The following is a 22,047-nucleotide window of genomic DNA, read 5'->3' on the forward strand; positions in this document are numbered from 1 at the left end:
GGCGGACAACGCGCGCGCCATCCAGCCCCATCGCATTACTTACTTCAAATCCGCATCGTCAAAGCTGAAACCGGTATCCGGCATAATCCAGAAACCGGTCAAATTTTTACTGTGCGCAGAAACCAATTTCTCCACCACCAACGGTATCCAGGGCGACTCTTTCCAGATAATATCCTGCGCCTCTTTGTACAATCGTGTTTTCTCCTGCGGATCGTTGGTTTTTAAGGCCGCCGCCAAATCGCTGTCGACCTGCTTGTTGCTGTAAAGAGCGGTATTAAACTGCGTCGGCGGCCAGTTTTGTGATGCGAAGAGCGGCGATAACGCCCAGTCAGCTTCGCCCGTCGACGCCGACCAGCCGGTATAGAACATTCGCACGCCGCTCTCTTTTTGCCCTTTGCCCTCAACTTCCGCGGCGCGCTGGCCGGCGTCCATCGCGGTTATCCGGGCTTTAATGCCAATCTGCGCCAGTTGCTGTTGGGTAAACTGCAACACTTTTTGCGCGGTGCTATGGTTATGCGATGACCACAGCGTGGTACTGAAACCGTCTGGATACCCCGCCTCTTTCAACAGTTCGCGCGCTTTAGCCGGATCATAGGGCCACGGCTGATAGCTTTGCGCATAGGCTATCGACGGCGGCACCACGCCCGTCGCCGGCGTGGCGTATCCGGCAAACGCCACTTTAACCAGCGCCTGACGATTGATAGCGTAATTCAACGCCTCACGCACCTTAGGATTATCAAACGGCTTCTGCGTCACATTCATACTGATATAACGCTGCATAATGGACGGGCTGGCGACCAGTTCGAGGTTTTTATTTTTCGCCAGTAACGCGGCCTGCTCATAAGGGATAGGAAAAGCAAATTGCGCTTCGCCGGTTTGCAGCATCGCCGCGCGGGTATTGTTGTCAGTAACCGGACGCCAGGTAATAGAATCCAGCTTGGGTAAGCCCTGCTGCCAGTAACCGGAGAACTTTTTCACTTTGACAAAGTCGGTCTGATTCCAGGTTTCAAGCTGGTATGGACCGGTACCGACCGGATGAAAACCAATATCCTTGCCATATTTTTCCAGCGCTTGCGGCGAGATCATCGCCGTCGCCGGGTGCGCCAGAATATTAATGAAAGCGGAGAACGGCTGTTTCAGGGTAATTTTTACCGTTACCGGGTCGACAACCTCCGTTTTTGCGATATTTTTATACAGGTTATAACGCTTGAGGTGGTTATCCGGATTGCTGGCGCGATCGAGATTCGCTTTCACCGCCGCCGCATCAAAATCCGCGCCGTCCTGAAATTTCACCCCCTGCCGTAGGGTAATGGTGTAGGTCAGACCGTCATCAGAAACGGTATAGCCTTCCGCCAGGACGTTTTTTACCTTCATGTCTTTATCCAGGCCAAACAGACCTTGATAAAATGACTTCGCCACCGCCTGCGAGAGCGTATCGTTGGCGTCATACGGATCGAGCGTGGTGAAATTAGACCCTACCGCCACCACCACATCTTTGGCCGCCAGGGCCGGAAAAGCCGCAATGGATGAGGCCAGTCCCAGCGCCGCCAGCCATTTATGCGTAATAAATTGCGTCATGTTGTTCTCCTGAAACCCTGCCAGTCTGAATGTTATAAGCGCGAGAGCGCATTATCCTGCAGCGGTCGCGCAACATAATGTCCCGGCCCGACCAACTGTAATGAAACGGCGGGCGTCTCTTCGCCACGTTTATGAATATTGCTGGGTATATCATCTGATAGCAGAACGCGCCGCGGCCGGTGTCTGGAGGGATCGGCAACCGGCACCGCCGCCATCAATTTACGCGTATAAGGATGCTGCGGATTTTCAAAAACGGCGCGCCGCGGCCCCATCTCAACAATTTGACCAAGATACATCACCGCCACGCGATGGCTAATTCGCTCCACGACCGCCATATCATGCGAAATAAACAGGTAGGCGATCCCCATTTCCCGTTGTAAATCGAGCAGTAAATTAATGATCTGCCCGCGAACGGAAACATCCAGCGCGGAGACCGCCTCATCGGCAATAATCACTTTAGGATTCAATGCCAACGCGCGAGCAATGCAGATGCGCTGACGTTGACCGCCGGAAAACTCATGCGGATAACGCCAGGCATGTTCAGGACGTAATCCGACACGCTCAAGCAACCAGGCCACGCGCTTTGCCGCAGCGTCTCCCTGCCCCAGGCCATGAATCCGTAAAGGTTCCATAATGGAATACCCCACGGTCTGGCGCGGGTCGAGCGAGGCGTAAGGGTCCTGGAAAATACACTGAATATCGCGGCGCAACGGCTGGAGTTTACCCGCAGACAGCGAGTCAATGCGCTGGCCGTTAAAGATAATCTCCCCCTGCCGGGATTCAACCAACCGCAGCAACGCGCGTCCGGTCGTCGATTTTCCGCTACCGGACTCGCCCACCAGCGATAACGTTTCGCCGGGCCAGAGATCGAAACTGATATTCTCAACGGCATGAACTTCACGCGTAACGCGGTTAAAGAGACCGCTACGCAGCGGGAATCGCGTCACCAGCCCCCGAACCTGGAGAATAGGTTCGCCTTCCACCACCGTGTCTTGCTCAATCTGCGATTCATAAAGGGCCGGTTCGTCAGCGGAAATCAACGGGAAACGGCGTGGCAGCGAGTGGCCGCGCATCGCGCCAAGCTGAGGGACGGCGGCCAGTAACGTTTGGGTATAAGGATGCGTCGGCGCATGGAAAATCTGCTCTACGCTGCCGGTTTCCACGGCCTCGCCCTGATACATCACCAGCACGCGATCGGCGATATCCGCCACGACACCCATGTCGTGGGTGATAAAAATCACGCCCATCGACATCTCTTGCTGCAACACTTTGATAAGTTGCAGAATTTGCGCCTGGATAGTGACATCCAGCGCCGTGGTGGGTTCATCGGCAATCAATACCGCCGGACGACAGGATAGCGCCATCGCGATCATGACTCGCTGGCGCATCCCGCCGGAAAGCTGATGCGGATAACGCGATAAAATCGCCTGCGACTCCGGGATCCGTACCTGATCGAGCATACGTTTCGCTTCCGCCAGCGCCTCTTCGTGGCTGGCGCCCTGATGCAAACGAATAGATTCGGCAATTTGCTCGCCAACGGTAAATACCGGGTTGAGCGAGGTCATTGGCTCCTGGAAAATCATGGCGATATCCGCGCCGCGCACACGCCGCATCTGCGCGTCACTCTGCTCAGACAGCTCAATCACCTGGCGATTACGCCGACGCAACAGCATTTCGCCGCAGCGCACGTTCGCGCCCGACTGCTCAATCAGCCGCATTAACGCCAGCGCCGTCACCGATTTTCCCGAGCCCGACTCGCCGACAATCGCCAGAGTCTCTCCACGCTTCAGGCGTAATGACACATTACGCACGGCGTCTATCTGTTGCCCTTCGTGGTGAAACGCGATATTCAGGCCACTGACGGACAGAACATCGCGGCTATCCAGTTCATCGCTGTGCGGCACCTGCGGCTCCTTATTCCCGGTAAATTCCTGTGGTCGGCGTATCCCCGGCATATCCCCAGGCGCGATACATCCCTTCGCTGTTAAACGGCAACGCGACATTACCTTCGTGATCAACGGCGATTAATCCACCGCTGCCGCCCAGCGCCGGTAATTTTTCCATCACCACGCGCTCGCAGGCGTCGGCAAGGCTGAGTCCGCCATATTCCATCAATGCGGCGATATCGTAAGCCGCGAGCGTGCGAATAAAGACCTCTCCCGTTCCGGTACAGGAAACGGCGACGCTGGCGTTGTTGGCATAACACCCGGCGCCGACCAGCGGGCTGTCGCCGACGCGCCCGGGCAATTTATTGGTCATCCCGCCGGTAGACGTTGCCGCCGCCAGATTGCCGAATTTATCCCGCGCCACTGCGCCGACTGTACCCATTTTTTTCGTTTCGTCCAGCGGCGCGCCGCTGTGATCGAGCGCCATTTCACCCGCCGCACGCGCCGCCAGCAATTGCTCGTAACGCGCCGGGGTGGAAAAGATATCCGGCGAAACGCGCGCCATCCCCTGTGAAAAGGCAAAATTTTCCGCCCCTTCCCCCACCATGAGTACATGCGGGCTGCGCTCCATCACCAGTCTGGCGGCGAGCACAGGATGGCGAACATGACTCACGCCCGCGACGGCTCCGGCTTTCAGGGTATTGCCGTCCATCACGCAGGCATCCAGTTCATGAGTTCCGTCTCGGGTATAGACCGCGCCGATACCCGCATTGAAGAGCGGACACGTTTCCAGCAGGCGCACCGCTTCCGTCACTACATCAAGCGCGCTGTCACCCGCTTCCAGCATCTTTTGCCCGCTTTCGACAATCTCTGACAGCGCCTGGATATAGCGTAGCTCCTGCTCATGGCTCATTTGCGCGCGAGCAATCGCGCCTGCGCCGCCGTGAATCGCAATCACTGCTTTATTCATTTTTAGGGTCCATTAACGGTGGCACACAACTTTTACTATAACTATCAGAATTGTTGTGAGTTATTCATTCGATTTTTGAATATAGAAAGATGCGTAAGGTATGTAAAGGCGCAAGGCCGTCTCTAAGACCGAGGTAGCATACTGCCCGCCTCTGTTTTCTGACATAATAGCCGGATTCGATTTTGCCTCGCAGGAGTATGTTCATGGAATTTTCCGCCGGATTAATGCCGCTTGAAACGGCGCTGACCCAGATGCTTTCACGTATAACCCCGCTCACCGCTGTAGAAACGTTGCCGCTGGTGAACTGCTTTGGCCGCATCCTGGCGACCGATATCGTTTCTCCCCTCGATGTCCCCGGCTTTGATAATTCAGCTATGGATGGTTATGCGGTACGCGTGGCGGATTTGTCCGCCGATAAGCCGCTGCCCGTCGCCGGCAAAGCATTTGCCGGTCAGCCCTACCAGGGAGAGTGGCCTGCGGGAACCTGCATTCGCATTATGACCGGCGCCCCGGTACCGGCAGGTTGCGAGGCGGTAGTCATGCAAGAGCAGACGGAACAAACCGATGACGGCGTGCGTTTTACCGCCGATGTTCGTTGCGGACAAAACATCCGCCGCCGCGGCGAGGATATTCGCCAGGATGCGGTGGTCTTTCCGGCCGGTACGCGCCTGACTACTGCCGAACTGCCGGTGCTGGCGTCGCTGGGAATTGCCGATGCGCAGGTTGTACGTAAAGTACGCGTAGCGCTGTTCTCGACCGGCGACGAGCTCCAGCTTCCGGGCCAGCCGCTGGAGGCGGGACAAATTTATGACACTAACCGTCTAACTATACATTTGATGCTGCAACAGCTTGGCTGCGAAGTGATCAATTTAGGCATTATTCCTGACGATCCCGGTAAGCTTCGCGCCGCATTTATCGACGCCGACAGCCAGGCCGATGTAGTGATAAGCTCCGGCGGCGTCTCGGTTGGTGAAGCGGACTATACCAAAACCATCCTTGAGGAGCTGGGCGAAATCGCCTTCTGGAAGCTGGCTATCAAGCCAGGCAAACCGTTTGCCTTCGGCAAACTCAGTAATAGCTGGTTCTGTGGCCTGCCGGGGAATCCAGTCTCTGCGGCGCTCACGTTTTATCAACTGGTTCAGCCCTTACTGGCGAAGCTTGGCGGCAATACGGCAAGCGCTGTACCGCCGCGCCAGCGTGTACGCACAACATCTCGCCTGAAGAAAACGCCAGGGCGTCTCGATTTCCAGCGCGGCATCCTGCAACGTAGCGCCAACGGCGAACTGGAGGTCACGACCACCGGACACCAGGGCTCACATATTTTCAGCTCGTTTAGTCTGGGCAACTGCTTTATTGTGCTGGAGCGTGAACGCGGCAATGTTGAGCCGGGAGAATGGGTGGAAGTCGAGCCGTTTAATGCTCTGTTCGGAGGCCTGTAATGGCGGAACTTAGCGACCAGGAGATGCTGCGCTATAACCGACAAATTATTCTGCGCGGCTTCGATTTTGAAGGGCAGGAAGCGTTAAAAGATGCGCGGGTATTAGTGGTCGGGCTGGGCGGACTCGGCTGCGCGGCAACGCAGTATCTGGCCGGCGCTGGCGTCGGGCAACTGACGCTACTCGATTTTGATACCGTTTCCGTTTCCAATCTCCAGCGTCAAACCCTGCACAGCGACGCCACGGTCGGGCAGCCAAAGGTTGAGTCCGCCCGCGACGCGCTGGCGCGAATCAACCCGCATATTACCATTACGCCCGTTAACGCGCGGCTGGACGACGACGCTATGACCAGCCTGATTGCCGGGCATTCGCTGGTACTGGACTGTACTGATAACGTTAGCGTACGTAATCAACTTAACGCCGGGTGCTATACCGCGAAAGTGCCGCTAATCTCCGGCGCGGCCATTCGTATGGAAGGACAAGTTACCGTCTTTACGTATCGGGAAAACGAACCCTGTTACCGCTGCCTGAGCCGTCTGTTTGGCGAAAACGCTCTGACCTGCGTAGAGGCAGGGGTGATGGCGCCGCTGATTGGCGTGATCGGTTCGCTACAGGCAATGGAGGCCATTAAGCTGCTGGCGCATTACGGTCAACCTGCCAGCGGAAAAATCGTCATGTACGATGCGATGACCTGTCAGTTCCGCGAAATGAAGTTGATGCGCAACCCCGGCTGTGAGGTCTGCGGGCAGTAGTCACTTTACGGATAAACATACCGAAGCACGGTTTATGGCCGTGCTGTATCAACAGATAATTACTGCCATCAGACGCAAAGCCAGCTTACCCAAGCTCCGACTGACGATCGGCTCAAGCAGCGCGGCATCATCTTAAACGCCATACCACAGCCTCAAACCGTGATGTTGTACCTCATTTAACGCCTCTTTGTCAGAACCTCTCCATTCGTTGACGCACATCAAGATAACTTTCATTCGAAAGTAATTTAATCTTTATATGAAACAAGAGAGGCCGTTTATGATCTTCAATATTCAGCGCTATTCTACCCACGATGGCCCCGGTATCCGTACCGTAGTATTTCTCAAAGGCTGTTCGTTGGGCTGTCGCTGGTGCCAGAACCCGGAAAGCCGCGCCCGCGCTCAGGATCTGTTATACGATGCGCGGCTGTGTCTCGAAGGATGCGACCTGTGCGCGCAAGCCGCGCCGGACATCATTGAGCGCGCGCTAAACGGCCTGCTCATCCATCGCGAGAAACTGACCGACGCCCATTTTTCCGTCCTGGCGCATTGTTGCCCCACACAGGCGTTAACCGTGTGCGGCGAAATAAAAAGCGTGGATGAGATCATGGCGACGGTACTGCGCGATAAACCTTTTTACGATCGCAGCGGCGGCGGTCTTACGCTTTCCGGCGGCGAACCGTTTATGCAGCCGGAGCTGGCGGCAGAGCTGTTTAAAGCCAGCCATGACGCCGGTATTCATACAGCGGTTGAGACCTGTCTGCATGTCCCATGGAAATACATTGCGCCCTCACTGCCTTATATCGATCTGTTTCTGGCTGATTTGAAACACGTCGCCGACGGGCCGTTTAAGCAGTGGACCGATGGCAGCGCCTCGCGGGTGCTGGAAAATCTCAGGAAACTCGCCGCCGCGGGCAAAAAAATGGTGATTCGCGTCCCGCTGATTCAGGGATTTAATGCCGATGAGGAGACCATTAAAGCCATTACCGACTTTGCCGCCGACGAACTGCACGTCGGGGAAATTCATTTTCTGCCCTACCACACGCTGGGCATCAATAAATACCACTTACTCAGTCAGCCCTATCATGCCCCGGATAAACCACTGGATGCGCCGGCGTTACTTGATTTTGCCCAGAAGTACGCCTGCCAAAAAGGTTTAACCGCGACCCTACGAGGATAATTATCATGACCCAACTGAAACTGGACACGCTCAGTGACCGCATTAAGGCGCACAAAACCGCGCTGGTACATATCGTGAAACCGCCGGTCTGTACCGAGCGCGCGCAACATTATACCGAAATGTATCAGCAACATCTGGATAAACCGATTCCGGTACGCCGCGCGCTGGCGCTGGCCCATCACCTGGCGGAACGCACTATCTGGATAAAACACGATGAACTGATCGTCGGCAACCAGGCAAGTGAAGTCCGGGCCGCGCCGATTTTCCCAGAATATACCGTCTCGTGGATTGAAAAAGAGATCGACGACCTGGCAGACCGGCCCGGCGCAGGTTTTTCCGTAAGTGAAGAAAACAAACGTATTCTGCACGACGTCTGTCCGTGGTGGCGCGGTCAAACCGTCCAGGATCGCTGCTACGGCATGTTTACCGATGAACAAAAAGGGCTTCTGGCGACTGGCATTATCAAAGCCGAAGGCAATATGACTTCCGGCGATGCGCACCTGGCGGTGAACTTCCCGCTGCTGCTGGAAAAAGGGCTTGATGGCCTGCGCGATAAAGTCGCCGAGCGCCGCTCACGCATCAACCTGACCGTGCTGGAAGATCTGCATGGCGAGCAGTTCCTGAAGGCGATTGATATAGTGCTGGACGCGGTAAGCCAGCACATCACGCGCTTTGCCGCGCTGGCGCGCCAGATGGCGGGCGAAAAGTCCCGTGAAAGCCGTCGTAAAGAGCTACTCACCATCGCGGAAAACTGCGAGGTGATCGCTCACGAACCGCCGCAGACCTTCTGGCAAGCACTGCAATTGTGCTACTTCATCCAACTGATTCTACAAATTGAGTCTAACGGTCACTCGGTGTCATTTGGTCGTATGGACCAGTATCTTTACCCCTATTATCGTCGCGATGTCGAACTAAACCAGACGCTGGATCGTGAGCACGCCATTGAACTGCTGCACAGCTGCTGGCTGAAGCTGCTGGAAGTAAACAAGATCCGTTCCGGTTCGCACTCTAAAGCTTCCGCGGGCAGCCCGCTGTATCAAAACGTCACCATTGGCGGTCAGAATCTCATCAACGGTCAGCCAATGGACGCAGTGAATCCACTGTCTTACGCCATTCTGGAGTCCTGCGGACGTCTGCGTTCTACCCAGCCCAACCTCAGTGTGCGTTATCACGCCGGAATGAGTAACGATTTCCTTGACGCCTGCGTCCAGGTCATCCGCTGCGGCTTTGGGATGCCGGCGTTTAACAATGATGAAATCGTCATCCCGGAATTTATCAAGTTGGGGATCGAACCGCAGGACGCTTACGATTACGCGGCGATCGGCTGTATCGAAACCGCCGTCGGCGGGAAATGGGGTTATCGCTGCACCGGCATGAGCTTTATTAACTTCGCCCGCGTCATGCTGGCGGCGCTGGAAGGCGGTCGCGACGCCACCAGCGGTAAGGTATTTCTGCCGCAGGAAAAGGCGCTCTCCGCAGGCAACTTTAACAATTTTGACGAAGTGATGGCCGCCTGGGATACCCAAATTCGCTACTACACGCGCAAATCGATCGAAATTGAGTATGTGGTCGACACCATGCTGGAAGAGAATGTCCACGATATTCTCTGCTCAGCGCTGGTAGACGACTGTATTGAACGCGCGAAGAGTATCAAGCAAGGCGGCGCTAAATATGACTGGGTATCCGGTCTTCAGGTCGGTATCGCCAACCTGGGTAACAGCCTCGCCGCCGTGAAAAAACTGGTCTTCGAACAGGGCGTTATCGGTCAACAGCAGCTTGCCGCCGCGCTGGCCAATGACTTTGACGGGCTGACCCATGAGCAGCTGCGCCAGCGTCTGATTAACGGCGCGCCGAAGTACGGTAACGACGATGACAGTGTCGATACCCTGCTGGCGCGCGCTTATCAGACCTATATTGATGAGCTGAAGCAATACCATAACCCGCGCTATGGTCGTGGCCCTGTGGGCGGCAACTATTACGCCGGTACGTCCTCTATCTCAGCAAACGTGCCATTTGGCGCCGCAACTATGGCTACCCCGGATGGTCGCAAAGCGCATACACCGCTGGCGGAAGGCGCAAGCCCTGCATCGGGTACGGATCATCTCGGCCCGACGGCGGTGATTGGTTCCGTAGGCAAATTACCTACCGGTTCCATTCTCGGCGGCGTGCTGCTCAATCAGAAACTGAACCCAACGACGCTGGAAAACGAATCCGACAAACAGAAACTGATGGTTCTGCTACGGACGTTCTTTGAGGTGCATAAAGGCTGGCATATTCAGTACAACATCGTGTCACGCGAAACGCTGCTGGATGCGAAAAAACATCCGGACCAGTACCGCGATCTGGTCGTGCGTGTGGCAGGCTACTCCGCCTTCTTCACCGCGCTGTCGCCGGACGCGCAGGACGATATCATCGCCCGTACCGAAAATATGCTGTAATTTGCCCAGGCGCCATCGGCAATATGTCCGAACTGCCTGATGGCGCTACGCTTAACAGGCCTACGCAGGCCTGTTAATCAGAAGGGATCGGTGCCGTCAAGCACGGCCTGAATGACGTTGAGCGCGCCTTGATGGTTATTATCATCAGTGTGATAACGTGAAAGCGCTTTGATATTGTCTGCGGCATTGCCCATGGCAAAAGAGTAATGCGCCATTTTCAACATTTCCGCATCATTACCGCTGTCGCCAATGGCGACGACATTCTGTGGCGACCTGTTCCAGCGCTTTAACAGACGACTGATGCCATTCGCTTTATGCAGTCCCGGGATAATCAGGTCGATAAAACCGAAGCCGCTGGTGACGGGCTTCATGATGCCATCCAGAGATACGTGCAGTTTGTCGATAACCAGCGGAATTTGTTCATCGGGCAAATTCAGGGAGAACTTAAACAGGATATCGTCAATGTCGTGATAATCGTTTACCGGCTGCAGGCGGTGATAATGTTTGGCCATCAGCGCCACGAAAGTCTCGGGAGCGTTTTTGCTGACATAAGCGCTTTTCAGACCGCAGGCGACGAAGTTAAGCTGCTTATCCTTCAGCAGTTCGCCAATCACAATACGCGATTCATGCCGGGTTAGCTCTCCGTGAAACAACTGCTTGCCATGTTCATACACCAGCGCGCCATTTTCTGCGACGAAGGAAATTTCGTCTTTCAGCTCGGGGAAGAAGGAGATCAACTGATAGTACTGATTACCGCTGGCGACCACAAATTCGATATTACGTTTTTTCAGTTCCTGGTATTGCGCCATGAAGCGTACACGATCGTACTGCTTGGCATCGTCGAGAAAAGTGCCGTCCATATCGGTAACGACAACGTTAACGGTCATACTTAAGCTCCTGGCTGTAACTGCGACCAGAAACATTTTAATAACAATGTGAGCAGAACCACAAATTTATTTCGAATGAAAAGTGGCTGAACGAAAGGAATAGCCGCATAAGACATTAAGGCGTCCTGGCCACCTTACGTTTTCCTCTCGCTTCCCTCCTTGTGCGCCCCTGCAATATTTTAAACTTGCATTAACCTTATTTTAACTTAAAGTATCACATGTAACTAATTTTACTTTCGAACGAAAGATGGTGAGGTTGATATGACGACTCCTTTTACCTACGAAACGCTGCCCGCCGACCCAAAAGCGGCCATTCGTCAGATGAAGCAGGCGCTACGCGCGCAAATCGGCGACGTACAGGCGGTGTTCGACCGTTTGAGCGCCACCATAGCAGCCCGGGTGGCGGAAATTAACGATCTGAAGGCGCAGGGACAGCCGGTATGGCCAATTATCCCTTTTAGCGAACTGGCGACGGGCAACATTAGCGATGCCACCCGCGCCGAGGTTAAGCGCCGCGGGTGCGCGGTGATTAAAGGTCATTTTCCACGCGAACAGGCGCTGGCATGGGACCAGTCGATGCTCGATTATCTGGACAAGAACCATTTTGACGAGGTGTATAAAGGACCGGGGGATAATTTTTTCGGTACGCTGAGCGCCTCCCGGCCTGAAATCTATCCTGTCTACTGGTCGCAGGCGCAAATGCAGGCCCGCCAAAGTGAAGAGATGGCGCTGGCGCAGTCGTTCCTCAACCGTCTATGGCAGGTAGAGCACGACGGCAAGCGATGGTTTAATCCGGATATCAGCATCATTTACCCGGATCGCATCCGTCGCCGCCCGCCGGGCACCACATCCAAAGGACTGGGAGCGCATACCGACTCCGGCGCGCTGGAACGCTGGCTGCTGCCAGCCTATCAGCAGGTATTCGCCAGCGTGTTTAACGGCAACGTCGAGCAGTACGATCCGTGGAATGCGGCGCACCGTACCGAAGTTGAAGAGTATACGGTGGATAACACCACCAAATGCTCGGTATTTCGCACCTTCCAGGGCTGGACCGCGCTCTCCGATATGCTGCCCGGTCAGGGGTTGCTTCATGTCGTCCCTATCCCGGAGGCGATGGCGTATATTCTGCTGCGCCCGCTGCTGGATGATGTCCCGGAAGATGAATTATGCGGCGTCGCGCCGGGCCGGGTGCTGCCGATTTCTGAACAGTGGCATCCTTTACTGATGGCGGCGTTAACCAGCATTCCGCCGCTGGAAGCCGGGGATTCCGTGTGGTGGCATTGCGATGTCATCCACTCCGTCGCCCCCGTCGAAAATCAGCAGGGCTGGGGCAATGTGATGTACATTCCTGCCGCGCCAATGTGTGAGAAAAATCTGGCCTATGCGCGTAAGGTGAAGGCGGCGCTGGAGACAGGCGCATCACCGGGCGATTTCCCGCGCGAGGACTATGAAACCACCTGGGAAGGGCGCTTCACGCTGCGCGATCTGAATATTCACGGTAAACGGGCATTAGGTATAGATGTTTGACGGTCGTACCGCCCTGCCCGCTCACCTGCGGTGTGCCCTTTACCTGGGCGCACCCGTCTTACCGAACCTACGCGCCAGGATACGTAGGCCCGGTAAGTACAACGCCACCGGGCGTCAGTGTTTAGCTTTCAATCCCTTTACTACGCAAATAATCGTCGTAGTTGCCGCTGAAGTCCACCACGCGCTCCGGCGTAATTTCAATGACGCGGGTTGCCAGCGAGCTGACGAACTCACGGTCGTGCGAAACAAAGATCAGCGTGCCCTGATACAGCTCCAGCGCCATATTCAGCGATTCGATCGACTCCATATCCAGGTGGTTAGTCGGTTCGTCCATGATCAGGATATTCGGCTTTTGCATCATCAGTTTGCCGAACAGCATACGGCCCTTCTCGCCACCGGAGAGGACTTTCGCAGGCTTTTTGATATCATCCTGGCTAAATAGCAGGCGGCCCAGAATACTGCGCACTGCCTGCTCGTCGTCGCCTTCCTGCTTCCACTGACTCATCCATTCAAACACCGTCAGGTCATTTTCGAATTCATATTCGTGGTCCTGCGCGTAGTAACCAATACGCGCGTTTTCCGACCATTTAACGGTGCCATGATCGGCGTCCAGATCGCCAACCAGCGTCTTCAGCAGCGTAGATTTACCCACGCCATTGGTGCCGAGTACTGCCAGCTTCTCGCCGACTTCGAGCAGCAAATTGACATTTTTAAACAGCGGACCGTTATCAAAACCTTTCGTCAACGCTTCCACTTCCAAAGCGTTACGGAACAGTTTTTTATCCTGCTCAAAACGGATGAACGGGTTCTGACGACTGGAGGCTTTCACCTCTTCCAGCTTGATTTTATCAATCTGCCGCGCGCGCGACGTTGCCTGACGCGATTTAGAGGCATTGGCGCTAAAACGGCTAACAAAAGATTGCAGCTCGGCAATTTGCGCTTTTTTCTTCGCATTATCGGCCAACAGACGTTCACGCGCCTGGGTCGCCGCCGTCATATACTCATCATAGTTACCCGGATAGACGCGCAAGTCGCCGTAATCCAGATCCGCCATATGCGTACAAACCATGTTCAGGAAGTGACGGTCGTGCGAAATGATGATCATCGTGCTATCGCGCTCGTTCAGCACCTGCTCCAGCCAACGGATAGTATCAATATCCAGGTTGTTGGTCGGTTCGTCGAGCAACAGGATGTCCGGATTAGAGAATAACGCCTGCGCCAGCAGCACACGCAAATTCCAGCCTGGCGCGACTTCACTCATCAGACCGTAATGCTGCTCCAGCGGGATGCCCACCCCCAACAGCAGTTCGCCCGCGCGCGCCTCAGCGGAATAACCGTCCATCTCGCCGTATTTTACTTCCAGATCGGCGACTTTATAGCCGTCTTCTTCGCTCATTTCCGGCAAAGCGTAGATACGGTCGCGCTCCTGCTTGACTTCCCACAGTTCGCCATGCCCCATAATGACAGTATCAAGTACGGTGAATGTTTCAAAAGCGAACTGGTCCTGACGCAGCTTACCGATGCGCTCATTCGGATCGAGGGAAACATTGCCCAGCGTCGGCTCCAGGTCGCCGCCGAGGATTTTCATAAAAGTGGACTTTCCGCTACCGTTGGCGCCGATCAGGCCGTAACGGTTGCCGCCGCCAAATTTGACGGAAATGTTTTCGAACAGCGGCTTACTGCCGAACTGCATGGTAACGTTGCTGGAAACTAACACAGGCTTATCCTGAAAAAAGATGTGACAAACCGCTTATTATGCCACAAGTCTGAAATAAGATCGCGCCCTGTACAAAGGGCTACACTGAACCGTAAGGGGAAAAAAACGTGATTTCGTACACATCTGAATTCCCTGTTTACTGGAATGCACCTATAATGCGCTCCCAACATGACAGAATTCTCAACCTACTAGCCTGCTTGGCACAGAATCTCGCATAACATGAATATGAAATTAACAACGCTTTTCGCGGCGGCTTTCGCTGTAGTTGGTTTTTGTAAAACAGCCTCAGCAGTCACTTACCCGCTGCCTACCGATGGTAGCCGTTTAATTGGGCAAAATCAGGTCATCACCGTTCCGGAGGGCAATACCCAGCCGCTGGAGTATTTTGCCGCGGAGTATCAGATGGGGCTCTCCAACATGCTGGAAGCCAACCCGGGCGTGGATACCTTCCTGCCGAAGGGCGGTACCGTGCTGAATATTCCGCAGCAGCTGATCCTGCCGGATACCGTACACGAAGGCATTATCATTAATAGCGCGGAAATGCGCCTCTATTACTACCCGAAAGGCACAAACACCGTTATCGTCCTGCCGATTGGGATCGGTCAGTTAGGTAAAGACACGCCTATCAACTGGACGACCAAAGTTGAACGTAAAAAAGCCGGTCCGACCTGGACGCCTACGGCAAAAATGCACACTGAATATCGCGCCGCCGGCGAGCCGCTGCCTGCCGTCGTGCCTGCGGGCCCGGATAACCCGATGGGCCTGTACGCGCTGTACATCGGTCGCCTGTATGCTATTCACGGCACCAACGCCAACTTCGGCATCGGGCTTCGCGTGAGCCACGGCTGCGTGCGTCTGCGCAACGACGATATCAAATTCCTGTTTGAAAATGTGCCGGTCGGTACCCGCGTGCAGTTTATCGATGAACCGGTAAAAGCCACCACCGAGCCGGACGGTAGCCGTTACATTGAGGTGCATAACCCGCTGTCAACGACGGAGGCGCAGTTTGAAGGTAAGGAAGCTGTGCCGATCACGCTTAATAAGAGTATCCTGGCCGTTACCAACGAGCCTGACGTTGATCAGACCGTCGTACAACAGGCGGTTCAGGATCGTTCCGGGATGCCGGTTCGTCTGAACTGACAGACTCTGCCTGCGAAGCCCGATAGACACTATCGGGCTTCTCTTACGGCATCAGTTGCAATAATCCATATCCCACCAGCGCCGCCCATGCCAGCATCGGCAGCGAATAGAAATGAAACCGCCACCAGATTCGGCGATCGTTCGCCATCCGTAAAGCAATAAGATTTGCCAGCGACCCCGGCAGCAGACCAAACCCGCCGATATTCACCGCCCACGCCAGCAGCGTCGAGGCCGGTACATAGTTCAGCAGGAGAATGGTACTGGGCACATTACTGATAACCTGAGACAAGCCGATAGCGGTTAGCCAAAGTCCCAGGTGAGACAGTGCGCCAACCTGGTTGAAAACGCCCTGCAACGCCGGCAATTGCGTTAGTAGATGGACATCAATAAACATCGCCATAAATACCAACAGCAGCGTCCAGTCCACGCTGACTATCACCCTGCGCGCCAGCACAATAAACCCAGCAGCCACCAACACCAGTCCCCATAACTCTTGCCTGAGCTCCAGCGCGGTAAGAAAAACGACATATAATCCCAGGCAACTCCACACCAGACGGGGCTGCCACTGCGGCGAACGCGTACCGGTATGGTACTGTAACGCCCTACCCGGAAAACAAAACCAGCACAGGAGCAGTAACGTTAGCATCATCATGACGGCAAGCGGCGCCATTTGCCCGCTAAATTCAGCAAAGGTTAAGCCGGAGCGTCCCCACAACAGAATATTTTGCGGATTACCGACAGGCGTCAGCAGCGAACCGGCGTTCACAGCCAACGCTTCAAAAATAATCAATCGGTTGACCGGAATCGCGCACAGTTTTTTCAACGTTATCGTCAGCGGCACAACGATAAACAGCGCGACATCGTTTGTCAGAAAGGTCGGCAGCGCCGCCGCAGCCAGCACCAGGAACATCGCCAGTTGCCGCTCGGTATGAAATCGGCGCGTCATCTTGCGTCCCAGCACATCAAAATAGCCGCTCAGCTCAACGCCTTTAGTGAGCAACATTAACCCACTGAGGGTAATAATGGTGTGCCAGTCAATCGCGCCAGGCCAGGCGCGAGGCGCAAAAGGAACAAACAGGCTTAACGCCATCCCCACAATGATCAACAACTGAAAAAAACGGTCACGCCGCAGCGCCCGTAAAAAGGCCAGATTCATTCTGCAGATGTTCCATGCTGTTGCGTGAAGGCCAAAAAGGCATCCAATGTCTCCTGGCTGACATGGTGTTCCATCCCTTCCGCATCACGACGCGCGATTTCCGGGCTTACGCCTAATACCAGTAAAAAATTTTCGACAATTTGATGCCGCTCGCGGCTTTCCTGCGCCAGCTTCTCCCCTTCCGGTGTCAGAAAAACGCCGCGCCAGGGGATCATTTGAATAAATCCTAACGATGCCAGGCGTTTAAGCATTTTGGCCACAGTCGGCTGGGAGACGCCGAGCCGCGCCGCCATATCCACCTGACGCGCTTCCCCTACCTCAATAATTAAATCGGAAATCAGCTCAACGTAGTCGTCTATCAACTCACGGCGATGCGCCTCTCTGACCTGACGAAATCCTTCAACGTGTTCTTCTACGTTCACCAATTGCGTCACTTTTTTTGTTGTTGGCGTACCTGCGCGACGACCCATTTTGCTTCCTCGTTTCTGTGACGCGTTAACGCGTCAGCTGACAGAGCGCTCATTGTAAACCAGAGTTGTCCGGGCACAAAAAATTAACGTTTTAGCAATAGCTATAAAACATAGCCTGTGCTATATCTGTATATAATGCAGACATCCCTCACGGATCGATGGGATAGAAACATCAGGAGGTTTATATGAACGAATTTAAGAGGTGTATACGCGTGTTCAGTCACTCTCCCTTTAAAGTCCGGTTAATGCTGCTCTCTATGTTGTGCGATATGATCAACGGCAAACCGGAGCAGGATAACCCTTCCACGAAATAAGGCGGCGGTGCGGTACGCCGCTTTATTTTGCATCCTCAACGGAAATGGCGCCCATTTCCCCTGTTTTTTTGTGGTTTTGCTATTCTCTTCGCAAAACATTTTCTTTCCGGCGGTTGACCTTCTTACCCGCACGCTCTATCTTCTGGCAGCCCTGAATATTTTGCGACTCGCCGTTGCGAACCCAATACCTTTTTTACGCATAATCAGGCAGGTAATGACCCTTCGCGCCAGGGTTAGCACATGGCGTTTTTGCAATAGTGGCATATGAATTCAACCCTTATCGATTCACTTCTGGCCCGTCGTCGGGCTGTAAGCCCGTGGGCGGGCCTCTACTTTTTACAGTCGCTGCTGATTAACCTCGCGCTCGGCTACCCCTTTAGCCTGCTTTATACCGCGGCGTTTACCTGCCTGTTGCTGTTGCTCTGGCGCTACCTGCCCCGCGGACAAAAAGCGCTGCTCGGCATCTGTTCGCTGGTAGCTGCTTGCTATTTTCCCTTTGGCCAGGCTTACGGCGCGCCGAACTTTAATACGCTGCTGGCGCTGCACTCCACCAATATGGAAGAGTCGAGCGAAATCCTGACCATCTTCCCGTGGTATAGCTACCTGACCGGACTTTTTATTTTTGCGCTGGGTATTATTGCGCTTCGCCGCCGAAAAGAAGAGGTCAAGCCGCGCTGGAATAGCCTCGACAGCCTGTGCCTGCTGATTAGCGTCGCGGCATTTTTCGTCGCGCCGGTACAAAATCTGGCGTGGGGCGGCGTTTTTAAGGTTATTGATACCGGCTATCCGGTTTTTCGCTTCGCCAAAGACGTTATCGTCAATAACAACGAAGTCATTGAAGAGCAGCACCGTATGGCACAGCTATCCGGCATAAAAGATAGCTGGACGGTTACTGCGGTGAAACCCAGATATCACATCTATGTCGTGGTGATTGGTGAAAGCGCGCGACGGGATGCCATGGGCGCTTTCGGCGGCCACTGGGATAATACCCCCTTCGCCAGCCATGTGAATGGCGACTTCTTTATGGATTACATCGCCGCCAGCGGCTCAACGCAAAAATCGCTTGGTTTAACGCTCAATCGCGTGGTGGATAACAAACCGCAGTATCAGGATAACTTCGTCACGCTGGCTAACCGCGCCGGTTTTCAGACATGGTGGTTTTCCAATCAGGGGCAAATCGGCGAATACGACACGGCCATCGCCAGTATCGCCAAACGCGCCGATGAAGCGCATTTCCTGAAAAACGGCGATTTTGAAGCGGATAAAAATACTCGCGACGACGCGCTGTTAACCATGACGGCGCAGGTATTGGCGACAGAACGCACGCAACCGCAGTTGATTGTGTTGCATTTAATGGGATCGCATCCCCAGGCCTGCGACCGTACTCAGGGAAAATACGCGACGTTTGTCCAGTCGAAAGAGACGTCTTGTTATTTATACACCATGACGCAAACCGACAATTTGCTCCGTCAGCTCTATACTCAGCTTCGTCATAGCGGCGACAGTTTTTCGCTCGTCTATTTCTCCGATCACGGGCTGGCGTTTAAAGAGCGCGGCAAAGCGGTACAGTACCTGGCGCATGACGACAAATTCCAGCAAAACTTCCAGGTGCCGTTTATGGTGCTATCCAGCGACAGTAAAGCGCATCGGATCATTAAAGCTCGCCGTTCCGCGAACGATTTCCTGAGTTTTTTCTCGCAATGGACAGGAATTAGCGCTAAAGAGATCAAAAATCGCTATCGATTTATTTCGGAGCAGAAAGCCGGGCCCGTTTATATCACCAATTTCAAATTACAAAAAGTGGACTATAACCATCTGGGCAGCGATATTTTTTCACTAAAATAATGCACGTTTCAGGCAAAAAAAATCCGCCCCGAAAGGCGGATTTTTCATTTTCACCGACGTGATTAGAAGCGGTAACCTACGCCAGCAATCCAGGTGCCAACGTCAACGCTACGAATACGGCTCTGCTCGTAAGAGAAGTCCAGAGCAACATTTTCCATCGGGTTGAATTGCAGACCAGCGCCATAGGAGAAGCCATAATCGCTGGTGTCATGTTTGTAGGTTGGGTAATCGGTCGTCTGGAATTTACCGTAACCCACACCGACTACACCGTAGATGCTCGCCCAATCGTTCAGACGGTAAGCCGGGCCGGCAGTGATGCCGTAGTACTGACCTTTGTTGTAATCGCCCGCACCGTTAGTACGATCTTTTTCGGTGTAGGTGAAGGAACCGATTACACCCAGCGGGTTGTCGTCCTGCTCGTAACGATACTTCAGGTTGAAACCGCTCATTTTATTCGCTACGCCCTGCGCGTCGCTCTGAGCGTAACCACCGGTAACGGTAGAAGTAGCAGCTACTGCAGTACCTGCGGAAAAAGCCAGAACAGCGGCCAGTGCTGAAAGACATGCAATTTTTTTCATAACCACCTCAAATGTGCTTCAAGTAAGTCCTAAGTTTTAAATATATCAAAAATTAATGGGAAACTCTTTGCGATTCACGGTGTCTAAGGGCGCCTTTCATGTAACAGAACGTTTCCATAACGCGCTATCTTATTCAATTAACATCATTTTTCCGGCTGATTGCACCAATAATGCGCGTGTGGCGCGATACATTCATCCAGATTATTCCTAAACTAACAGTCTATTTATCCATCAATTTAAGTTCATTTTATGGAATCCTGGAAATTTTTTTCAACGAATCCTCAACCGCTCCGGGGAATTTCCATTACACTGCCACCTTTACTCGTACTGACATTTTTTGACAGGAGAAAGGATGCCGGGGTCAACACGTAAACTACCAGTCTGGTTGCCCATTTTGGTTTTGCTCATTGCCATGTCCTCTATTCAGAGTGGCGCTTCACTGGCAAAATCGTTATTTCCTCTTGTCGGCGCGCCGGGTGTAACGGCGCTTCGTCTGGCGTTGGGAACGCTTATCCTTATCGCCTTTTTCAAACCCTGGCGTTTGCATTTTGCCAAAGAGCAGCGGCTGCCTTTACTGTTTTATGGTCTGTCGCTGGGCGGGATGAACTATCTATTCTATCTGTCGATTCAGACGGTGCCGTTGGGTATTGCGGTCGCGCTGGAATTTACCGGCCCTCTGGCGGTCGCGCTGTTTTCATCCCGGCGTCCGGTAGATTTTATTTGGGTCGTACTGGCTGTGCTTGGACTCTGGTTCCTGCTGCCATTAGGACAAGATATGTCTCACGTCGATCTTACCGGGGCCGCGTTAGCGCTCGGCGCTGGTGCCTGTTGGGCTGTCTATATTCTTACCGGCCAGCGAGCAGGCGCGGAACATGGTCCGGCCACGGTGGCGGTAGGCTCGCTGATTGCCGCCATCATTTTCGTGCCGATTGGCGCAGTTCAGGCTGGCGATGCGCTATGACACTGGTCGATTCTTCCCTTAGGGTTAGCGGTCGCTGTGCTTTCTACGGCGCTGCCTTATTCACTGGAAATGATTGCGCTGACGCGTCTGCCAACCCGCACCTTCGGTACGCTGATGAGCATGGAACCCGCGCTGGCCGCCGTTTCCGGGATGATTTTTCTGGGCGAAACGCTTACGGGCATACAAATCCTGGCCCTGTGCGCCATCATTGCCGCCTCAATGGGTTCTACCCTAACGATTCGCCGCGAACCGCAAATTAAACAAGTTGACGTAAAATAGTTTCTTATTCTGCATGATGTGCATAATCATGCAGAATATCACCTCGTTATTCACCTTTTATTATCGCGCTATTACTTCGTCATTTTTTGTCATATTTTTTCTCATTTTTTACATTAAAATGAGAATTATTACCCACCAAACAACAAACTCATCTAACCAATTGATTCATAACCAAAATAAATATTAAATCTTGTCTGTACTATTAAAGTGATAGGTAAATTCAAAAAAGCGAAGTTAAAAACCGGTGCTATACTTATTTTCGTTAATTACCTGGGACACAAACATCAAGAGGATATGAGATTATGAGTACCGCTAAACTGGTAAAAACAAAAGCGTCTAATCTGCTTTATACCCGTAACGATGTATCAGAGAGCGATAAAAAAGCGACGGTTGAGTTGCTTAATCGTCAGGTGATCCAGTTCATTGACCTGTCGCTGATCACGAAACAGGCCCACTGGAACATGCGCGGTGCTAACTTTATTGCCGTTCATGAGATGCTGGATGGCTTCCGTACCGCACTGACCGATCATCTGGATACTATGGCCGAGCGCGCCGTACAGCTTGGCGGTGTAGCGTTAGGCACCACGCAAGTTATCAACAGCAAAACTCCACTGAAAAGCTATCCGCTCGACATCCATAACGTGCAGGATCACTTAAAAGAACTGGCCGATCGCTACGCTGTTGTCGCTAATGATGTTCGCAAAGCTATCGGTGAAGCCAAAGATGAAGACACTGCCGATATCTTTACCGCCGCATCACGCGACCTCGATAAATTCCTGTGGTTTATCGAATCCAACATCGAATAAATCTATCTCTACCCTGAATACTTCGAGTTGCAGGAAGGTACAAACGCAGCGAATCCGCAGGAGCCTGACTTCCGTCGGTCACTGAAGCGAACGCACCTGCAACTTGATGTACACAGGTATATAAGTCATC

The 22,047-nt window shown here is 53.6% G+C and carries 17 protein-coding genes and 1 pseudogene; 10 read left to right on the top strand and 8 right to left on the bottom strand.

Annotated features, from left to right (window positions below):
• Window positions 1–39 precede the first annotated feature (39 nt).
• The 3 genes from gsiB to iaaA are packed head-to-tail and all read right to left on the bottom strand — an operon-like array spanning window position 40 to window position 4,434.
• Window positions 40–1,578 carry a glutathione ABC transporter substrate-binding protein GsiB gene (gene gsiB / locus J4685_RS09690; protein WP_000191431.1) on the bottom strand — a complete coding sequence of 513 codons (1,539 nt, stop codon included), beginning with the start codon at window positions 1,576–1,578 and terminating at the stop codon, window positions 40–42.
• 32 nt (window positions 1,579–1,610) lie between these two features.
• The gene (gene gsiA / locus J4685_RS09695) at window positions 1,611–3,482 is read right to left on the bottom strand and encodes a glutathione ABC transporter ATP-binding protein GsiA (RefSeq protein ID WP_001120574.1); all 1,872 of its coding nucleotides are present in this window, start codon (window positions 3,480–3,482) and stop codon (window positions 1,611–1,613) included.
• A gap of 10 nt (window positions 3,483–3,492) precedes the next feature.
• Complete coding sequence (gene iaaA, locus J4685_RS09700) at window positions 3,493–4,434, bottom strand: beta-aspartyl-peptidase (RefSeq protein ID WP_001030507.1); 942 nt, start codon at window positions 4,432–4,434, stop codon at window positions 3,493–3,495.
• Window positions 4,435–4,637: 203 nt separating this feature from the next.
• On the opposite strand from iaaA, the gene moeA reads away from it, so the two are divergent.
• From moeA to J4685_RS09720, 4 genes are all read left to right on the top strand, one after another.
• On the top strand, window positions 4,638–5,873 hold the full coding sequence (gene moeA, locus J4685_RS09705) for a molybdopterin molybdotransferase MoeA (protein ID WP_000395792.1): 1,236 nt from the start codon (window positions 4,638–4,640) through the stop codon (window positions 5,871–5,873).
• Window positions 5,873–6,622: a molybdopterin-synthase adenylyltransferase MoeB gene (gene moeB / locus J4685_RS09710; protein ID WP_000829280.1), complete on the top strand. Its 750-nt coding sequence runs from the start codon at window positions 5,873–5,875 to the stop codon at window positions 6,620–6,622. Before moeA ends, moeB begins: the two co-directional genes overlap by 1 nt.
• A gap of 277 nt (window positions 6,623–6,899) precedes the next feature.
• Window positions 6,900–7,799, top strand: a complete 900-nt coding sequence (locus J4685_RS09715) for a glycyl-radical enzyme activating protein (protein ID WP_000576945.1) — start codon at window positions 6,900–6,902, stop codon at window positions 7,797–7,799.
• Between the two features lie 5 nt (window positions 7,800–7,804).
• Window positions 7,805–10,237, top strand: coding sequence for a glycyl radical protein (locus J4685_RS09720; RefSeq protein ID WP_000192669.1), 2,433 nt, complete (start codon window positions 7,805–7,807; stop codon window positions 10,235–10,237).
• Window positions 10,238–10,314: 77 nt separating this feature from the next.
• Here the strand turns inward: J4685_RS09720 and J4685_RS09725 are convergent, their stop codons facing one another.
• Window positions 10,315–11,124, bottom strand: coding sequence for a Cof-type HAD-IIB family hydrolase (locus tag J4685_RS09725; protein WP_000217910.1), 810 nt, complete (start codon window positions 11,122–11,124; stop codon window positions 10,315–10,317).
• 261 nt (window positions 11,125–11,385) lie between these two features.
• Between J4685_RS09725 and J4685_RS09730 the strand changes: the two genes are divergently transcribed.
• Window positions 11,386–12,651 carry a DUF1479 domain-containing protein gene (locus J4685_RS09730; RefSeq protein WP_000210971.1) on the top strand — a complete coding sequence of 422 codons (1,266 nt, stop codon included), beginning with the start codon at window positions 11,386–11,388 and terminating at the stop codon, window positions 12,649–12,651.
• 121 nt (window positions 12,652–12,772) lie between these two features.
• Here J4685_RS09730 and J4685_RS09735 read toward each other — a convergent pair whose 3' ends face one another.
• The gene (locus J4685_RS09735) at window positions 12,773–14,368 is read right to left on the bottom strand and encodes an ABC-F family ATPase (protein ID WP_000961482.1); all 1,596 of its coding nucleotides are present in this window, start codon (window positions 14,366–14,368) and stop codon (window positions 12,773–12,775) included.
• A 219-nt stretch (window positions 14,369–14,587) separates the two neighbouring features.
• On the opposite strand from J4685_RS09735, the gene ldtB reads away from it, so the two are divergent.
• Window positions 14,588–15,508 (top strand): L,D-transpeptidase, encoded by a 921-nt coding sequence (gene ldtB / locus J4685_RS09740; protein WP_001056406.1) that lies wholly within the window; start codon window positions 14,588–14,590, stop codon window positions 15,506–15,508.
• A 43-nt stretch (window positions 15,509–15,551) separates the two neighbouring features.
• Here the strand turns inward: ldtB and J4685_RS09745 are convergent, their stop codons facing one another.
• Both J4685_RS09745 and mntR read right to left on the bottom strand, forming a co-directional pair.
• Window positions 15,552–16,664 carry an anion transporter gene (locus tag J4685_RS09745; RefSeq protein ID WP_001046514.1) on the bottom strand — a complete coding sequence of 371 codons (1,113 nt, stop codon included), beginning with the start codon at window positions 16,662–16,664 and terminating at the stop codon, window positions 15,552–15,554.
• Window positions 16,661–17,134, bottom strand: a complete 474-nt coding sequence (mntR, locus tag J4685_RS09750) for a manganese-binding transcriptional regulator MntR (RefSeq protein ID WP_000533542.1) — start codon at window positions 17,132–17,134, stop codon at window positions 16,661–16,663. The genes J4685_RS09745 and mntR overlap by 4 nt, the downstream gene beginning before the upstream one ends.
• Window positions 17,135–17,319: 185 nt before the next feature.
• Here mntR and mntS point away from each other — a divergent pair, with 185 nt between their 5' ends.
• Complete coding sequence (gene mntS / locus J4685_RS09755) at window positions 17,320–17,448, top strand: manganase accumulation protein MntS (protein WP_001001755.1); 129 nt, start codon at window positions 17,320–17,322, stop codon at window positions 17,446–17,448.
• A gap of 264 nt (window positions 17,449–17,712) precedes the next feature.
• Complete coding sequence (locus J4685_RS09760; protein ID WP_001089316.1) at window positions 17,713–19,293, top strand: phosphoethanolamine transferase; 1,581 nt, start codon at window positions 17,713–17,715, stop codon at window positions 19,291–19,293.
• 62 nt (window positions 19,294–19,355) lie between these two features.
• Here the strand turns inward: J4685_RS09760 and ompX are convergent, their stop codons facing one another.
• Window positions 19,356–19,871, bottom strand: coding sequence for an outer membrane protein OmpX (ompX, locus tag J4685_RS09765; protein ID WP_000716763.1), 516 nt, complete (start codon window positions 19,869–19,871; stop codon window positions 19,356–19,358).
• Window positions 19,872–20,223: 352 nt separating this feature from the next.
• Between ompX and rhtA the strand changes: the two are divergent.
• Both rhtA and dps read left to right on the top strand, forming a co-directional pair.
• Window positions 20,224–21,111 (top strand): annotated as a pseudogene (rhtA, locus tag J4685_RS09770) (threonine/homoserine exporter RhtA).
• 302 nt (window positions 21,112–21,413) lie between these two features.
• On the top strand, window positions 21,414–21,917 hold the full coding sequence (gene dps / locus J4685_RS09775) for a DNA starvation/stationary phase protection protein Dps (protein WP_000100805.1): 504 nt from the start codon (window positions 21,414–21,416) through the stop codon (window positions 21,915–21,917).
• Window positions 21,918–22,047 lie beyond the last annotated feature (130 nt).

Source organism: Salmonella sp. 32100201201700099SM, from assembly GCF_017572645.1.
In the GTDB taxonomy this organism is placed as follows: domain Bacteria; phylum Pseudomonadota; class Gammaproteobacteria; order Enterobacterales; family Enterobacteriaceae; genus Salmonella; species Salmonella enterica.